Raw genomic sequence first — 17,958 nt, 5'->3', positions numbered from 1 at the left:
ATATTTATAGTTCTATCTCCCCAATATTTTTACTATGAACCACCTCTTTTGTGTAATTCAAAAATAAAAGATAGCAACCGTATCAGACGGTTAGGAATTGCTTAATTACCGAAAATCTTGATTGTTTCCGACTTATCAGTGGAGGATAACTAAGCCTTATTGCATCCGTTACATCCGTTACATCCGTTACACAATCCGTTGCCGAACTTCCTTTATATTTTGGAAAACAATCAATGAACAATCAGCAATCAGAGACGACATTAGGAAACATTTTAATAGTAGACGATACGCCAGAAAACCTGCGCCTGTTGTCTACGATGTTGACTCATCGGGGGTACGCACCCCGCTGCGTTATCAACGGACAAATGGCTCTCAGAGCCTGCAATTCTAATCCGCCGGATTTGATTTTGCTCGACATAATGATGCCAGAAATGAACGGTTATGAAGTCTGCCAGCACCTGAAATCTGAAGCAAAAACTCGCGAAATTCCGGTAATTTTTATCAGTGCTAAAGATGAATTATTCGACAAAGTAAACGCCTTTGCTGTGGGAGCAGTTGACTACATCAGCAAGCCATTTCAGTTTGAAGAAGTGCTCGCACGCATCGAAAGTCACCTTACCCTGCGGAATTTACAAAAGCAGCTAAAAGAACAAAATGTGCTGCTTCAAGAAGAAATCACCAGCCGCTTAGCCGTTGAAAAAAACCTTCACGAAAAAAACCAAATCCTACAACAAGAAATCAGCAACCGCCTCGCCGTTGAAAAAGCTTTGCAAGAGCAAAATTTGCTCCTCCAACAAGAGATATCGCAGCGCCAGTACGCCGAATCGGCTCTCTTAAAATCTAACCAAGAATTGGCGCGTTCAAATGCGGAACTAGAGCAATTTGCTTATGTGGCTTCTCACGACTTGCAAGCGCCTTTAGCAACCATCGCCAGCTACGCTCAACTTTTGGAAAAACGCTATAAAGACCAACTCGACAGCCAAGGTAGTAAGTTTATCGGCAATATCGTTCATGGCTGCACGAGAATGCAAACTTTAATTGACGATTTGCTCGAATATTCGCGAGTTGGCCGGAGTCGGAAACCTTTTCAAATGACAGATTGCAATCAGGCAATCGAGCAAGCAATTGCCAACCTGCAAGGGGCGATCCGCGACACTCAAGCAGTTGTTACTTACAGCGAATTGCCAGCGGTAATGGGGGATTCTTCTCAACTCGTACAGCTTTTTCAAAATTTACTCGGCAATGCGATTAAATATCGCCAAGATGCACCGCCGCAGGTTCATATTACCGCTGGTAAACAGGAGGAAAACTGGTTATTTTCTGTCTCGGATAATGGAATTGGGATTGCTCCGCAGCATCAAGAACGCATCTTTCAAATTTTTCAGCGCTTGCACACTCAAAGAGAATACTCTGGGACAGGTATTGGTTTAGCAATTTGTCAAAAGATTGTGGAACGTCACGGCGGATCTATTTGGGTGGAGTCGGAACCGGGTCAAGGTTCAACTTTTCACTTTACTCTCGCTTAATCGAGACATCATGTAGGCACTTATAGCAGTTGACAGTTGACAGTTGACAGTTGACAGTTGCATAACGGGAATCAAACCATTGATGCTTGACGGTATCAGCTCTATTCATGAAGTTATTTATATCCTCACCGATGTGGCGGTTGCTATATGTAGAAGCTAGAAGGCAGGGGGATCTGAATTAAATCTTATATTTTCAGGCAAAACCTGGGAGGTAGAAGTTAAATTGCCAGTTAGAATGAAAAATATTTTGCGTTGACAGTCGAGTCAGTTCGTGATATGATTTTAACTATTAAACACAATTTTTGTAGCGCTCGCTCACACCGCAATCTGACCGCCGATCTATGTGTAGGTACAATTCAATAACTGCCCCGGCAATCAAAGATAAAATCCAAGTTAGCTTGACACAATTTTTGATAAATGAATATTATGAAAGCAGTTTTTAAGTTAGCTGTGCCTCCTACCTGCTTGAAAGTTTTGTTAGTAGAAGATAACCCTCAAGAAGCTGAGCTTATTGAAGATTTGCTGTCAGGAATTGGCGGGCGGCAGCGTATATTGCTGACGAAAGTAGAGCGCCTCAGTGAAGCGCAGCAGCGATTGAATCAAGAAACTTTTGACATAATTTTATTAGACCTTTCACTGCCAGATAGTCTGGGCATCGAGACGGTGGCTCGCGTACAAGAGTACGGGGTAAATGTGCCGATCGTAGTTTTGACCGCCCAAAACGACGAAGAGCTTGCCCTGCGGTTGATTTCGGTGGGCGTACAGGACTATTTAGTCAAAAGAAAAATCGATGGCGAACTGTTAATTCGATCGCTCCGTTACGCCATAGAACGCCAGAACAGCCAAGATGCTTTGCGAAAAAGCGAAGAAAAATATCGCTCGGTGGTGGAAAATTCCCTGATCGGAATTGCCATAATTACGCCAACTATTGAACCCCCAATTCCTGAAAATTGCAAGTGGATAGAAACTAACGATGCGTTGTGCAATTTGCTTGGCTACGAGCGCGACGAACTCGTACAAAAGAATTGGCTGGAGTTGACTCATCCAGAGGATTTTGATGCCAATTTTGAAAAATTGTCTCAGATGTTAGCAGGTACGCTCGATGCCTACATCTTAGATAAAAGGTGGCTTAGAAAAGACGGCGAAATAGTTTACACGCGAGTTTCGCTGCGCTGTATCCGCCGCCAAGATGGGTCGATTGACCGAATAATTGAAGTAGTGTTAGATGTGAGCGATCGCTACCGCTACGAAGCCAAACTGAAAGCGTCAGAAGAATTTTTAAACCACACCATAAATGCTACGCCCGACCCAATTTTTGTCAAAGACGAGCAGCATCGCTGGATGATATTAAATGATGCTTTTTGTCAGTTGCTCGGCAAATCGCGGCAAGAACTGATCGGCAAATCAGATTATGACTTTTTTCCAAAATCTGAAGCTGATGTTTTTTGGGCAAAAGATGAAGAAGTCTTGACAACGGGTATCTGTTTGGAAATCGAAGAAAAATTCACAGACGCCGCAGGGAAAGAACGTATCATCTCTACCAAAAAAAGCGTCTTTAAAATAGCAGACGGCAGTAAAGTAATAGTTGGCACAATTAGAGATTTTACCGAATACAGGCGCCAGCAGAAAGCCCTGGAACAAAGCGAAGCTAGATTTCAAAAAATGGTAGCTAATTTACCGGGGGCAATTTATCAATTCCGAATATCAGCAACTGGAAAAAAGTCTTTTCCTTACGTCTCTTCAGGCAGTCGCCAACTGTACGAATTAGAGGCAGAAGCAATAGAGCAAAATGCGGAACTAATTTTCAGCACAATTCACGCAGACGATCGCTTAGATTTGGAAGCATCGATCGCAATTTCAGCAGCTACTCTGGAACCTTGGCAGCAGCAGTGGCGACATATTATGCGATCGGGAAAAGTTAAGTGGCTACAAGGAGCGGCAAGACCGGAAAGGCTCAATAATGAGACAAACTCTGGGAGCGAAAGCGATATTCTCTGGGACGGTTTAGTAATGGATATCACTGAATTAAAGCAGGCCCAAACAGAGCGCGATCGCTTTTTCACCATTTCTTTAGACTTGCTTTGCATTGTCGGTTTCGACGGCAATTTTAAACGTTTAAATCCTGCTTGGTCAACGGCCCTGGGCTACAGTAGTGCCGAACTGCTCGCCAAGCCAGCAATCGAATGTATTCATCCAGATGATCGAGAAGCCACTCTAGTCGAAGCGGAAAAACTAATAACTGGTGCGCCCAGTATTTACTTTGAAAACCGCTGTCTCTGCAAAAATGGTTCTTACAAATGGTTGCTGTGGACGGCCTCGCCCTTTAGCGAAGAAGGTTTAATTTATGCGGTTGGCCGCGATATTACTTCTCGCAAACAAGCTGAGTCGAAACTTCAGCGGCAAGCAGTAGCAATGGCCTCTGCCCATGACGGAATCGCCATTTTTAACGAGCGTAAAGAATGTATTTATTCAAATGATGCTTATCTCAGAATGTACGGCTGGGCTGACCATAGCGAACTGCAAGGAAAAAAATGGCAAATGCTCTATAGCCCCGCAGAAATTCAATATCTTGAACGAGAAGTAATGCCACTTGTCCAGGAAAAAGGTTATTGCAGTATAGAAGGAACTGGCCAGCGCCGCGACGGTAGTCAGTTCCCTCAAGAATTATCGCTAACTATGCTTGCAGGCGGCGAGATGATTTCGATCGTTCGCGATATCACTCAAAGAAAACAAGCAGAATCAGCACTGCAATTGAGTCAGCGCCGCTATCAAACTTTGGCAGAAGTATCGCCAGTTTGTATATTTCACAGCGATGCGTTTGGCAATTGCTTTTATGTGAATCAGCGGTGGAGCGAAATCACGGGATTAAATGCAGAATTAGCAGCAGAAACTGGCTGGATGTATGGCATTCATCCCGATGATGCGGAGCGGGTAAAACATGAATGGTATCGGGCAATTATTGAAAAAATTCCTTTTAAATCAGAATACCGCTTTCAGCGTCCAGATGGTCGTGTAATTTGGGCGATCGGTCAGGCGATCGCCGAAATCGGAGACCAGCAGGAAGTTAAAGGCTATATTGGCAGTATTACTGATATTAGCGATCGCAAAAAAGCCGAATTAGACCTACTGCGGGTGACTCAAGCGGTGGAAAGTACGAGTGATGCGATCGGCATTGCTGACTTGACAGGGCGATCGATCTACCACAATCAGGCGTTTATTCAGCGGTACGGCTACACAGCAGAAGAACTAAACACAGCAGGCGGAGCAACGGCAATTTACCCCCAAACTCCAGTGCTGGTAGAAATGTTTAAAACGATCCGTAAAGGCAAATCTTGGCAAGGCGAACTCAAAATCCAAACTAAAAGCAACGAACTGGTAACAACTTTATTTCGCGCCGACTGTATTAAAGATGAAACTGGCAATTTAATCGGGTTAGTGGGAGTAATTACCGACATCACCGATCGCAAACAAGCCGAGATGGCGCTGCTACACCAACTAAGGCGAGAACGGCTGGTAGTTGCCATGCTCGATCGCATTCGCTCCTCCCTCAATTTAGAAGAAGTCCTCACCGCTGCTGTCGAACAAGTGCGGCAATTTTTGCAAACAGACCGCACAGTCATTTACCGCTTCAATCCCGACTGGAGCGGCATTGTAGTTGTGGAATCCGTAGCACAAAATAGAATTTCGCTGCGAGACTTTGACAATCTTGACTACTGTTTTAAAGAGAGATTTGTTGAGATTTACCAGCAAGGCTATATTCGAGCTATGGAAGATATTTATCTGGAAAATTTGACTGAATGCCACATTAAAATGCTGGAAGGATTTGAAGTAAAAGCTAACTTAATAGTGCCGATTTTAAAAGCACGAGAAACTATTTCCCAGACCCAACCGACCGCAGAAAATCAGCTCTGGGGACTGCTGATCGCCCAGGATTGCAGAGGCCCCCGTCCCTGGGATTCCTCAGAAATAGAATCCCTCCGGCAATTGTGCGTGCAATTGGCGATCGCGATCCAGCAATCGACGCTATTTGAACAAGCACAAACCGAAATTGCCGATCGCAAACAAGCAGAATCCGCCCTCCAACAAGCCGTATTAGCAGCAGAAACCGCCAACCGTGCCAAAAGTGAATTTCTCGCCAACATGAGCCACGAACTGCGCACGCCTTTAAACGGCGTTTTAGGCTACGCTCAAATCCTCAAAACCGACAAAGACTTAAGCTCAGATCAGCAAGAAAGTCTCACCAACATTCAACAGTGCGGCGAACACTTGCTGATGTTAATCGACGATATTTTAGACCTTTCCAAAATCGAAGCTAGAAAAATGGAACTCTACCCAGAAGAGTTAAATTTTCTAAATTTCACAAAAAATATTGCCGATCTGTTTCAGATGCGGGCTGCTCAAAAAGGAATTCGTTTCAATTACGAACAAGTATCTCCCTTGCCTAGCTGCGTCCATGTCGATCCAAAAAGATTGCGCCAAGTTCTGATAAATTTACTCAGTAATGCTGTTAAATTTACTAACAGCGGCGGAGTAACTTTCAAAGTCGGGTATGTCGGCACAGAGGCCTGGAGTCTAAGCCAAGGAGAAAAATATCAATTGTCGCTTTTGAGTTCGGAACTGAAAGAAAACTATCTGCGATTCTTTCACAATGCGAACGCAGCGAAACACGCTTTAAAAATCCGTTTTCAAGTCGAGGATACTGGGACGGGAATAGATGAAAATAAGTTAGAAGAAATATTTTTGCCTTTCCACCAAGCAGCAGGCAATACATTTATTGAAGGTACGGGTCTCGGACTCTCGATTAGCCAGAAATTAGCGAAACTAATGGGCAGCCAAATTTGCGTCAATAGCACTTTTGGCAAAGGCAGCACTTTCTGGCTTGATTTAGAATTGCCCGCAGCCAAACTGGACTTAAAAGTTTCTCCTTTGCGGAGAAAACGCTGGCTTATCGGTTTTGTTGGCAAAAAGCGGAAAGTGCTAATCGTGGAGGACGATCAACTAAATCGTGATTTGTTATGCAGGATGCTACAACGTTTGGGATTTGAAATTGCCGAGGCTAAAAATGGTGAAGAATGCCTCTGGAAAGCAGTTATGTTTCAACCAGATGTGATTTTAATGGACTTGCGGATGCCTGTAATGGATGGCTTAGAAACTGCCAGGAGACTGCGGAAGTTGCCGGAATTTAAAAATGTGGTGTTAATCGCTCTGTCAGCTAGCGTTTTCGAGGCTACGCAACAAGAGAGCATCCTTGCAGGGTGCGATGATTTTCTTCCGAAGCCGATCGAAGTCAATCAGTTTTTGGAACAGTTGCGAGTGCATTTGAAACTAGAATGGATTTACGAGGAATCTTCGGCAAGCAAAAAGCGGACAACTCCCAGTTTGCCACCAGTATCTAATTTTCCTGCTTATGCTTCTCTGTTACCTGCTGCTTCTGAGTCGGTAGCAAAACTTTTGAAACTCGCAGCTATGGGCGACATTGAAGAAATTTTTGAGGAGAGCGCTAAGCTGGAAAGTTTGGAGCAAAAATTAGTGCCGTTTGCCACGAAGCTGCGCCAACTTGCTAAGGGATTTCAGCTTAAACAAATTCGGCAGATTTTACAGCAGTATATTGAGGGGAAGTAATTGGGAATTGGGAATTGGGAATTGGGAATTGGGAATTGGGAATTGGGAATTGGGAATTGGGAATTGGGAATTGATCCGGGAGCAGAGCGGGCGGTTTAAATCCGACTTATACAATGTTAATTGTATCTAAAAACCAAATAAATCTCCAACTGTCAGCCACAATGCAACGGTTGTAAAATGCCAGATATCTTTGGCGACAGCAGAGATTTTGAGCGGCGCCGGATGTGGCTCGATGTTACCATAAAGAATTGGTTTAAAGCCGGAACTCTGATCGGGAGAAATTAAAATTCGACGATTCATTACTCCAATCTTTTTCCTTCCAGGTAGAGGTAGATGTTAACTGTCAACTGTCAACTGTCAATTGAATGAAGGTGTTTTGTACTATTTCAAACTTGAAATTTCTGGTAAACTAAACTGTAAAGTTGCCTTTCATGCTAGACTGAAGTCAAAGGGTTTTCAGGCTATTTTTTGACAATAGAGTTTTTGAGAGAGTTGGGATTGAAATTACTTTGCCTCAGTAACGGCCACGGAGAAGATGCGATCGCCCTTCGCATCTTGCGGGAACTGCAACAGCACCCGCACCCGCCAGAATTAGCCGTGTTTCCGCTAGTGGGCGAAGGGCAAGCTTTCGCTCAACTAGAAAACGCCCGCATCATCGGCCCGGTGCAGCGGATGCCTTCGGGTGGCTTTATTTACATGGACGGAAGGGAATTTTTGCGCGATGTCAAAGGCGGCCTACTTCAGTTGACCCTAGCTCAGTTTAAAGCGATCCGGGCTTGGGTGCGATCGCAAACACAGTCTGGGAATCAAGACGCCGTTATCTTAGCCTGCGGGGATATTGTACCACTGCTGTTTGCTTGGCTCAGCGGCGCGCCCTATGCCTTTGTCGGCACAGCCAAGTCCGACTATTATTTGCGGGACGAGAACGGGCCTCTGGCTCGCAAATCCCGTTTTTTTGCTTGGATTTCGTCGCCGCGATCGGTTTATTTCTCTTGGGAGCGCTGGTTGATGACGAGAAAGCTCTGTAGAGCCGTTTTTGTCAGGGACGCCCTCACCGCCGAGACTTTAGAAAAGCTGGGAATTCCCGTCTACAATCTCGGAAATCCGATGATGGACGGACTCGAACCGGAAAACCCTGCCAGTTTTTACGGCCCTGATGCAGAGTTTCGGGAAAGGTCGCGATCGCTCGTCATCACCTTACTGCCCGGTTCTAGAGCGCCGGAAGCCTATGCGAATTGGCTGCTAATAGTAGAGGCTGTAGCCGGAATTTTATCGCTGTTTGCCGATCGCAAATTGTTATTTTTCGGAGCCATTTCTCCAGAATTAAACTTAGAAGCTTTGCGACCTAGTTTAGAATTTTTCGGCTGGCGCCAAGAGGGCGAAACTAGAACGCAGCGGCGAGAAGGAAGTATTTTGCGACCTCCTGTTTCTAGCGCTCAAGAAATTCATCAAGAATCTCCTAATTTGCTCTTGCCCTTGACTTTTGTGCAGAGAAATGCCACGATGATTTTAACTCAGCAAAGTTTTAACGATTGTTTGTCCGAAGCCGATTTAGCAATCGCAATGGCCGGAACCGCTACAGAACAATTTGTAGGTTTAGGAAAACCTGCGATCGCCATTCCCGGAAACGGCCCGCAATTTACTTCCGCTTTTGCAGAAGCTCAAAGTCGCCTCTTAGGCCCATCATTAATTTTAGTCAAACATCCCGTCGAAGTTGCCGGCGCAGTGCAGTCTTTATTCCGCGATCCCGACAGGTTGCAGCTAATCGCTGAAAATGGCTGGCGCCGCATGGGAGAAAGCGGCGCATCAGCCCGAATTGCCGAGTGTTTAATTCAACGGTTCGGTGGTGAATCCAACAATTCTCAATGGCCTAAAATACATTAAGGACACAACAATGTTGTGTCCCTACCGAATATCTTTAATTCTACTTTCTTTAAAAAAAATATTGCTCGCTAACTACTAACTCTCGTAGGGTGCGCAATGCGCACATTCCTAATTCTCGTAGGGTGCGCAATGCGCACATTCCTAATTCTCGTAATGAACCGGTGCGCAATGCGCACCATACAAACTCAATCGGTACGCATTGCTACAAACTCGCCAAAAAAATTAATTCGCCGTTTTTTCCGAATATGGAACCCAGAAATCAGCCTAAGAAATTTTAAAATCCGACTTCACCAAAACACCCGGTTCTCGCTGCATAGGGAGCACATCTAAAGTATCCAATTGCGCGCAATATTTTAAATCTTCAATCACACCCAAACCGAGGAGGCGCTGGCCGTGACTGGCTTTTTCCAACAATTCATGCAGCCGATCTTGCCAATGCAGATAAAGAGCGATCGCCCCAAATACTTCATCGTTACCAGCAAAATCGATCGCCGGAATACCACTTTCTGCCAAGAGACTTTGGGCGATCGCACCAGCACACACCGTATCCTCCAACGAATAACTCCCTTCCCAACCAGAACCCACAATCCAAATACTTTCCGGCTTTTTACTTAACAGAAACTGCACCACAGATTTGCGGTTAATCAAAGCCGCCGTCAACACAGTTGCAGCAGCTTGCACTCGTTGCAAAGCCCGAGTACCGTTAGTTGTGCTGATAAAAATTCGCTTCCCACTCACCTTTTCTCGCGGGCAGTCCAGCGGAGAATTCCCCATGTCAAAACCGTCAACTGTTCCTCCGCCGCGCTCTCCCGCCCGAATCCGCTTGTCTGCAGGCCATTTTTCACTCTCTGCCATCAGCTTATCTAAGTCGCTGAAAACTTGGACAGCTTCCGCCCCATTATTCAGGGCCGTTGCCATTGTCGTAGTCGCCCGCAGTACATCAACTGCGATCGCGCAAGCCGGCATTTTGTCCGCTGGCGTAAGTTCCGGGGTATGGTAAATAAAAAGCTTCACTTTTGGGGCTACCTGCAATAAATCCTCATACGCAATAATAATAGAAAATGACACTCTCACGCCTAATCTCTCAACCACCAAGACGGTAAGGATGTTCTTGATTCCTGAAATCCTTGATTTTATTGCTTCTGAATTCGATCGCGTCAGACAACTAAATCCCTCTTCCTTCTTCCCTCTTCCTTCTTCCTTCTTCCTTCTTCCTTCTTCCTTCTTCCTTCTTCCTTCTTCCTGATGACTACTGACTACTGACTACTGACTACTGACTAATGACTACTGACTTCTTCCTTCTTCCTTCTTCCTTCTGCATATGTCAAAACAGCTCAATTCAAATCCCGCCCCCGCAGCCATTAGCACACCAATTGGATTCCTCGCAGGTTTCACCTATCCTTTGCGAGCTTTCACGCTGATTTGGCAAACTCCCAAGCTGTGGACTTATGTATTAGTTCCCGTCGTGCTAAATTTTCTAATTGGTATCGGTCTTTATTTAAGCTTGCTATTTCCCAGTTTGGCAGGCATAGACGTTTTAGTTGCCGATTTATCTGTCCAATTTAATACTTTAATTGCGAGTTTGCCAGCTTGGCTGAGCTTTCTCGGCGTGTTAACAGTTGCTTTCGGCTGGCTGCTGCGCGTACTCCTAGTGTCAGGACTTTTGGTAATAATCGGGTTTTTGTTAGTACAGTTCGGCGTGATTTTAGGTTCGCCCTGGTATGGCCAACTTTCCGAACAATTGGAACTGCTGCGGAACGGTCAATTGCCCGCAGAAGCACCGATGAATTTGGCGAATATTTTTCGGGATATTCAATTGGCGATCGGCTTTGAACTGCGAAAACTACAAATTTTGTTGAGCATCGGCATACCCCTGCTGCTGCTGAATTTTATCCCTGGCTTCGGCTCTATTCTTAGCACTTTGGGCGGCGTTGCTTTAGGCGCGATTATTGTCGGTTTGGACTTTTTAAATGCACCTTTGGAGCGGCGGAAGCTGCCTTTTCAGGAGAAGTTTGAGCTAATTCGGGCGAGTTTGCCGGCCAGCGGGAGTTTTGGCTTAGTTTGTTTGGGTTTGGTGAGTATTCCGCTGTTGAATCTGTTGGCGATTCCGCTGTGCGTGACGGCGGGGACTTTGTTTTTTTGCGATCGCATTTGGCCCGCCCATTTTGCCCCAGAAGAAACCAACCGCGCCCCAGAAACTAACATTACAACTTAAAAACTAGGGAGATGCTTCTAGTTTCCGCCGAATGCTTTCTCCCTTCGGCTAACTCTGGGACTTAAAACTCAGAAACGGGCTTAAAAACAACCAACTAACGAAAAAGAATGAAGCTGTAAATAGCTGGACAATATCGATCGCCGACAAATATCCGTCAGACAATAGTGCAATGCTTCTATCTGTCAGCCCGAATATCCAAGAGAGAATCCCAAACAGCCAAATGCCTTTTTGGAGCATTGACAAAAATGCTGAAACTTCGGAGTTTTGCTGATTATTCATTGATTTAGCCCTTGTTTGCGAAGAATCTGATTAACCGCGCACCCCAAGGGCTTAAGGATTTTTGGTGTCTCCTCGGATTCCCTTTGTTCTCTATATGTTAAGAAATGTTTCCCAATATTGCAACTTGCCCTGGAGGTATTTGCGCATCTATCTCAAGAGGTAGTCACAACGTCAAAAATCAGTAAACTTTGCTACACTTTGTCAGGAAGGGCGATCGATCTCCCACCATGAGTCCGCTCTTGCCATTAGTCGCAGGCGCTTGGTATAGTTAGTCACAGGCTGGTTCATTCAGTTGACAGTTGACAGTTGACAGTTGACAGCTACCTCTACCTGGCAGGAAGAGGATTGAAGCAATGAATAGTCGGATTTTAATTTCTCCCTCAAAGGGAGAGGCTTTAAACCAATTCTTTCTGGTAAAAAAGCGAAATCAAAAACTATAGCGCTTCTCAAGTGAGTTTGCCCCCGTGCGTGAGCAAGGGCAAATTAGCAAGTACCTATTACCTATTACCCATTACCGGACATACCTCACCTAAACAAGAAAGGCTATATGTTATTTAACAGTATTGAATTTTTAGTATTTTTTGCGATTGTTTTCGCCATATATTATTTCCCTCCCTTGCAAAAACTGCAAGTTCCCATCCTCATAATTGCCAGCTTTATATTTTACAGTTGGAGCGCGCCCGCACTGCTACTAATCCTGCTGCTATCAATTATTATCAACGCTACTGTCAGCTTTCAAGTTGCCAGAATTCCCGACAAGAAACAGCGATTTATTTGGGCTTTATCGGGAGTATTTCTCAATGTATTAATTTTGAGTTTGTTTAAATACGCTGGTTTGCTGACCACCTTTGTGGCGGATGTTTTTAATATTGCCAGAACCGAAGGCAGTATTGCTTATTTATTTTTAAAATTGCCTCTGCCGATCGGCATTTCTTTCTACACATTTGAAGGCATTAGTTTAATAGTTGACGTACTGACTCAAAAAGACAAAAACGAAACCGAATCACACGCTTATGTCTCTCCCAACTTCAGCCAACACCTGCTCAACACTTCATTTTTCATTAGCTTTTTCCCGAATTTACTGTCAGGCCCAATTTTAAAATCCAAGACATTTTATCCCCAACTTGGCGTTAAATATTTCAAAGACATTCCTGCAAATTTCATTTTTCGCTCGCTCGTTGTCGGCTACTTCCTAAAAATGGTCATCGCCGACAACCTAAAAGACTACACCTTCTGGATCAGCTTTCCCTACTACCAAGGGTTTGGAACTATTACCAACCTAACCCTGCTGTTCGGCTACTCAATCCAAATCTTTGCCGATTTTGCCGGTTACTCCTTAATTGCGATCGGTTTTGCTGCTGCTTTGGGTTACAAAATTCCCGACAACTTCGACTTTCCCTACATCTCCCGTTCCCTCTCCGAATTCTGGAGAAGGTGGCACATTTCCCTATCAACTTGGCTGAGAGATTATCTATACTTTCCCCTCGGCGGAAACCGCAAAGGAAAAATCCGAACTTATGTTAACTTAATGACAGTAATGACTTTAGGAGGATTATGGCATGGGGCTGCTTGGAGTTATGCAGTTTGGGGAATTTATCACGGATTTGGTTTAGCCGTCGAACGCTTTTTTGGGTTCGATAAATCCAAAAACCAATCGCCAGAAATAAATCAAACAGAAACCAAACCAATCTGGCAGCAATTATTATTTGACAGCCTTAGCGTTATAGGAATTTTCTCTTTTGTTTCCTTCGGATGGCTGCTTTTCAAACTGCCGCGATTTGAAGAAGCGGTTGACTTCGCAGTTACTTTATTTCGCAACTATAAAGTTAAACCCGGTTGGACTCACATTATTCCGACGCTAATTTTTTCCATACCCGTAGTAATTTATCATATTCCTCATTTTCCCACTTGGCAAAATCTGATGAAACAAGATTCAATGAAAAAAGGTCAAAAAGTCTGGAGTCTTTATCAAGATTTAGCTTTAGGAATTATGCTAGCAATGATCTTCCTCAACAGCGGCAGCTCGAAACAATTTATTTATTTCCAATTCTAGAAGGTGTTCTATGTTTGTCAAACCCCAGTTGCGTTCTATTTTGCGCCCGGTACTAATTTTTCTGTTTCTAATGAGTTTTTATCAAGTGCTTGTCAGCGGCGGAGTTGTGCCAGCTTCTGAGGGAGTTAGCCTGATTCAAAATAATATTGTCAAAGCTCAAAGGTATGTATATCAGGATGATTCGGATCTAAAAATGGTAATAGTGGGTAGTTCCTTAGCTGCCAACCTTAATGTTAAAGACATTGGAGAGGGTGTAAAGAGCATAGCTTTGGGGGGAGGAGCCAGCCAAACAGGTTTAGAAATAGTTAAAAGAAGTAAAAGTAAGCCTCCGATAGTTTTGGTAGAAATTAACGATACTATTATCCGCAAAATAGATGCCGACTTAGTTGATTCTTTGTATCACCCTATTTTTTATTGGCTGCGCCAGTATCTGCCGATGATGAGAGAGGAATACCGTCCGATTAGCGTTTTTGTTGATTCTTTTAAAAGTCGCTCGAAGCAGAATCTAAAACTGATGAAGCGAGAAGCACTAGATAGCTTAGAAGGTCGCAATCTTACTCCCGAATTATCGCAAAAAGCTATCCAAACGACTGTTGATATTCAAAGCAAACCTTTGTCAAACCAAGATGCAAAAAATATGAAACAAGAAGCTGATTTGATGAAAAATCAAATCGCTGAAATCACAAAGGATAGCGGGGCAAAAGTAGTTTTATTTGACATACCGCTTGAGTCGCGAGTTAATGCTACACTCAGAATAAAACAAGTCCGAGAATTGGCGAAAAAGCTGTTTCCGCCCGATCGCTTTGAGTGGCTACCACCCCCGCCCCCGCGAGAATGGCGTACCAATGACGGCATCCACTTGATCCGCAGCGATGCTAGAGATTTTGCCGAGTTTTTGAGGGATAAATTGCTGGGCTAGTAGGGGTGGTGTCAAGAGTGGCGGCCCAGATTTCGGGTTTCTGAGATGTACTGGATCAACCCGTAATCTGCTTTAATAATTGAATCAATCCGTTAAATTCGTCAGTCCAGGACGCATCAAGACAGATGAGTTACTGCATAAATCCTCAATGCGAACAACGCGAAAACCTTGCTGCTGCTCAAAATTGTCAGGCTTGCGGCACGGCTTTGTTAATTGCCGATCGCTATCGTATCCTTAAACCAGTGCGATCGCCCAACCCCGCACACCCCACAGACATCTTTGAAGTCGAAGATTTCGGAACAGGGGACAACGAATGGGGAACTGTCAAAGTTTTAAAACTCTTGAAACACAGCCACAATCCCGATTTACTTCGTTTGTTCAAGCAAGAAGCGCGAGTGTTAATTTGGCTAGCGGGAAAGGCGAAAGTTCCCCAAGTCGAACCAGATGGTTATTTCTCAATTAAACTCCCCCATAACTCCCAGAAATTGTCTTGTTTGGTGATGGAAAAAATTAGCGGCGAAAACTTGGCAGAATTCTTAACGAAAAACCAGTACGTTTGTCAAACACTAGCTGTTGATTGGCTGCAACAAATGCTCAATATTTTGCCGGCAATTCACAAATATCATTTAGTACATCGGGATATTAAGCCATCCAACCTGATGCTTGCAGCCGATGGAACATTGCGATTAATTGACTTCGGCTGCGCCGTAGAAGCAGACACGGATACCACACCGATAGGTTCTGCTGGATACTCCGCGCCGGAACAAATTGTAGGAAAACCAGAAGTGCGATCGGACTTTTTTGCCCTGGGGCGTACTTTTGTACATTTATTGACAGGCATATCGCCGATCGACTTTCCTGTAAATCTCACAACTGGTAAGATTAACTGGAGGAACCAGGCTTTAGATGTTGACCAGTCATTGGTAGAGTCGATCGACGAATTGATGGAACCCCTACCCGAAAACCGACCGAAAAACACCCAAGTCATTTTAGAAAAACTCAAAAATATAGACCTTTTGATTACCTCCACAGAATCGAACTAATAATTTCCAATCCTCTATGCCCAATGCCCAATGCCCAATGCCCAATCAATAAATCTCTTCCAACCTGCGAAAATCCCGCTCAACTTCCGCCCACAAAGCCCGATTGTGAGGGTCAGTTTTTACAGCTTTTTTCAAATAAATTCTCGCCTTATCAACCTGCTTTTCGCTAATTAAATGCCGTCCCCAGCGCTGATAGGCGATCGCCTGCCACTGACGCACCTCCAAATCTTCGGGCACCCGCTGGGCCAAACCCTCAATTAGAGCGATCGCCCGTGGAAACCTTTGATATTTCAACAACTGTTGCAGTTCAAAATAAGCATCTTGCTTTAACTTTTTTTCCGCCCCCGACAGATCCTGGCTATCTGGATTCGGTTGCTGTTTCCGAGTCACCTTAACAGCCTGCGGTTGAGCTTTCACCGCCTCCGCTGGTGCTGTCGCAGTCGGTGGCACAGTTGAATTGGCAACTTTCGACTCCGCAACATCGGCGGGCGCAATATTCACCAGGAACTTATAAGCCTCAGTAATAGCAATAAACTTATTCTTAGCCTGTTCGTTTCCCGGATTCACATCGGGGTGATACTGTCTGGCTAACTTTCGATAAGAAGCCTTAACTTGCGATAAACTCGCACCAGACCTGAGTCCTAACTGTCGGTAATAATCTGCAATATCCATTTAGCATGAATGAGCGTGGATAATACCATTAAATATGGCAGAATCCTTAAATGTAAAGATTCTGCCAAAATTTACTGTGAACTAGGTCGTAGTGCGAGGTTTCCCCGCACTACTTCCCTATAAAAATCACTTACCTGCATCACAGGGGATTTAAGCCCCCACGTTGTAGGTGGATTGTTTTTAGGCTGGGGCTTAAATCCCCTGCCTAAAAACTTCACTGTCAACTGTCAACTGTCAACTGTCAACTGTTAAGGACGATCTTCGACTACTTTGTCGATCAAGCCGTATTCTTTGGCTTCCTCGGCGGACATGAAATAGTCGCGATCCATGTCTTTCTCGATTTTCTCGATCGGCTGTCCGGTATTTTTAGCATAGATACCGTTGAGTTGGTGGCGCAACCGCAGAATCTCCTTCGCCTCAATCTGAATATCCGTTGCTTGTCCCCGCGTACCCCCAGAAGGTTGGTGAATCATAATCCGCGAGTGAGGCAAAGCCAACCGTTTCCCCTTCGTACCGGCAGCCAGCAGGAAAGAACCCATCGAAGCAGCCAAGCCCACACAAATCGTCACCACGTCCGATTTAATGTGCTGCATGGTATCAAAAATAGCCATGCCTGCCGACACCATCCCACCTGGGGAATTGATGTACAAAATGATATCCTTACCCGAATCTTCCGAATCCAGATACAGCATCACGGCGATGATTTGATTGGCAATTTCATCGTCAATGTCCTTACCCAAGAAAATAATCCGTTCCCGGTAAAGGCGATCGTAGATATTAATCCACTGAGTATCATAACCCCCCGGCATTTTGTAGGGAACTTTTGGCACACCTATAGGCATAATTCGGAACTCCTTTTAGTTGGTAATTGGTAATTGGTAATTGGTAATTGGGCATTGGGCATTGGTAATTGGGAATCGGTAATTGTTAGGAATCGGTAATTGGGAATTGTTAGTCATAAAAAGACTATTGAATAACTAATCAGGGTAGAAACTACTAGCCATTAACCCTTAATTATTACTCATGCCCGATGCCCGATGCCCGATGCCCCATTCCCCATTCCCCATGCCCTATTCCCAGTTAGATGACTCCAGCAGCCAGCGGTTTCGCCAATTCTTCCGAACTTTCAAGAACGCGATCGATCAAACCGTATTCTTTAGCTTCCTGGGGTGTCATGTACAGCAACCGATCCATATCTTTAGTAATTTTTTCGATCGGTTGGCCAGTACAACTTGCAAAAATCTCAAGCATCGTCGCCTTATTTGCCAGCACTTCCTTCGCCCGAATTTGAATGTCGCTGGCTTGACCCCGCGTGTAAGCCTTGGGTTGGTGCAACACGATCGAAGCGTGGGGTAAACTCGCCCGAAAGCCCTTTGTACCAGCCGCTAACAGCATCGCAGCCATGCCCATTGCCGAACCGAGGCAAATAGTGTGCACGGGCGGCTTAATGTACCGAATCGTGTCGCAAATAGCGAAGGCTTCCGTTTCAAAGCCAACGGGTTCGCCACTATAACCAGAAGTGCCTGTCGAGTTGATATAGATTTTGATGGGCTTATCCGGGTCTTCGTACTGCAAGAACAACAGTTCAGCGATAATCAGTTCTGTTACCGCAGGTACCAGAGGCATACCCAGATAAACGATCCGCTCCTTCAGCAACAGGGATGGCAAATCGGGAGGCGGCGTCCGAGAGTTGCCTTCCCCGTAGTATTGCGATTGCACAGCTTTTATTGGTGTGTTCATAAACC

At 44.8% G+C, this 17,958-nt stretch carries 13 protein-coding genes; 7 read left to right on the top strand and 6 right to left on the bottom strand.

Annotated features, from left to right (window positions below):
• The first annotated feature begins 233 nt into the window (after positions 1 to 233).
• Together QUB66_RS18390 and QUB66_RS18385 are read left to right on the top strand one after the other, a co-directional pair.
• The gene (locus tag QUB66_RS18390; protein ID WP_265238285.1) at positions 234 to 1,526 is read left to right on the top strand and encodes an ATP-binding protein; all 1,293 of its coding nucleotides are present in this window, start codon (positions 234 to 236) and stop codon (positions 1,524 to 1,526) included.
• 426 nt (positions 1,527 to 1,952) lie between these two features.
• Entirely contained in the window at positions 1,953 to 7,148 is a 5,196-nt protein-coding gene (locus QUB66_RS18385; protein WP_332969052.1) for a PAS domain S-box protein, read from the top strand.
• Between the two features lie 126 nt (positions 7,149 to 7,274).
• On the opposite strand, the gene QUB66_RS18380 is transcribed toward QUB66_RS18385, so the two are convergent.
• Positions 7,275 to 7,448 carry a hypothetical protein gene (locus QUB66_RS18380; RefSeq protein WP_332969051.1) on the bottom strand — a complete coding sequence of 58 codons (174 nt, stop codon included), beginning with the start codon at positions 7,446 to 7,448 and terminating at the stop codon, positions 7,275 to 7,277.
• Positions 7,449 to 7,616: 168 nt separating this feature from the next.
• Between QUB66_RS18380 and QUB66_RS18375 the strand changes: the two genes are divergently transcribed.
• Complete coding sequence (locus QUB66_RS18375; protein ID WP_332969050.1) at positions 7,617 to 9,032, top strand: lipid-A-disaccharide synthase-related protein; 1,416 nt, start codon at positions 7,617 to 7,619, stop codon at positions 9,030 to 9,032.
• Between the two features lie 264 nt (positions 9,033 to 9,296).
• Here the strand turns inward: QUB66_RS18375 and QUB66_RS18370 are convergent, their stop codons facing one another.
• Complete coding sequence (locus tag QUB66_RS18370; RefSeq protein WP_332969065.1) at positions 9,297 to 10,046, bottom strand: 2-phosphosulfolactate phosphatase family protein; 750 nt, start codon at positions 10,044 to 10,046, stop codon at positions 9,297 to 9,299.
• 307 nt (positions 10,047 to 10,353) lie between these two features.
• Between QUB66_RS18370 and QUB66_RS18365 the strand changes: the two genes are divergently transcribed.
• Complete coding sequence (locus tag QUB66_RS18365) at positions 10,354 to 11,247, top strand: EI24 domain-containing protein (RefSeq protein WP_265238292.1); 894 nt, start codon at positions 10,354 to 10,356, stop codon at positions 11,245 to 11,247.
• 48 nt (positions 11,248 to 11,295) lie between these two features.
• On the opposite strand, the gene QUB66_RS18360 is transcribed toward QUB66_RS18365, so the two are convergent.
• A complete protein-coding gene (locus QUB66_RS18360) occupies positions 11,296 to 11,526 on the bottom strand; it encodes a hypothetical protein (protein ID WP_265238294.1) in 231 nt (76 codons plus the stop codon).
• A gap of 547 nt (positions 11,527 to 12,073) precedes the next feature.
• On the opposite strand from QUB66_RS18360, the gene QUB66_RS18355 reads away from it, so the two are divergent.
• The 3 genes from QUB66_RS18355 to QUB66_RS18345 all read left to right on the top strand — a co-directional run bounded on the left by QUB66_RS18355 (position 12,074) and on the right by QUB66_RS18345 (position 15,541).
• Positions 12,074 to 13,579, top strand: a complete 1,506-nt coding sequence (locus tag QUB66_RS18355) for an MBOAT family O-acyltransferase (protein ID WP_332969049.1) — start codon at positions 12,074 to 12,076, stop codon at positions 13,577 to 13,579.
• A gap of 10 nt (positions 13,580 to 13,589) precedes the next feature.
• Positions 13,590 to 14,498: a hypothetical protein gene (locus tag QUB66_RS18350; protein ID WP_265238298.1), complete on the top strand. Its 909-nt coding sequence runs from the start codon at positions 13,590 to 13,592 to the stop codon at positions 14,496 to 14,498.
• A 125-nt stretch (positions 14,499 to 14,623) separates the two neighbouring features.
• On the top strand, positions 14,624 to 15,541 hold the full coding sequence (locus QUB66_RS18345; RefSeq protein ID WP_332969047.1) for a serine/threonine protein kinase: 918 nt from the start codon (positions 14,624 to 14,626) through the stop codon (positions 15,539 to 15,541).
• Between the two features lie 45 nt (positions 15,542 to 15,586).
• Here the strand turns inward: QUB66_RS18345 and QUB66_RS18340 are convergent, their stop codons facing one another.
• The 3 genes from QUB66_RS18340 to QUB66_RS18330 form a co-directional block, all read right to left on the bottom strand.
• Positions 15,587 to 16,213 (bottom strand): J domain-containing protein, encoded by a 627-nt coding sequence (locus tag QUB66_RS18340; RefSeq protein WP_265238302.1) that lies wholly within the window; start codon positions 16,211 to 16,213, stop codon positions 15,587 to 15,589.
• A gap of 248 nt (positions 16,214 to 16,461) precedes the next feature.
• On the bottom strand, positions 16,462 to 17,055 hold the full coding sequence (locus tag QUB66_RS18335; RefSeq protein ID WP_194065252.1) for an ATP-dependent Clp protease proteolytic subunit: 594 nt from the start codon (positions 17,053 to 17,055) through the stop codon (positions 16,462 to 16,464).
• Between the two features lie 238 nt (positions 17,056 to 17,293).
• Complete coding sequence (locus tag QUB66_RS18330; RefSeq protein ID WP_265238303.1) at positions 17,294 to 17,953, bottom strand: ATP-dependent Clp protease proteolytic subunit; 660 nt, start codon at positions 17,951 to 17,953, stop codon at positions 17,294 to 17,296.
• Positions 17,954 to 17,958: the final 5 nt, after the last annotated feature.

It is taken from the genome of Microcoleus sp. A2-C3 (assembly GCF_036706065.1).
Lineage (GTDB): Bacteria > Cyanobacteriota > Cyanobacteriia > Cyanobacteriales > Microcoleaceae > Microcoleus.
The sequence above is the reverse complement of the archived record's forward strand: the minus strand, read 5'-3'. Positions and strand labels throughout refer to the sequence as shown.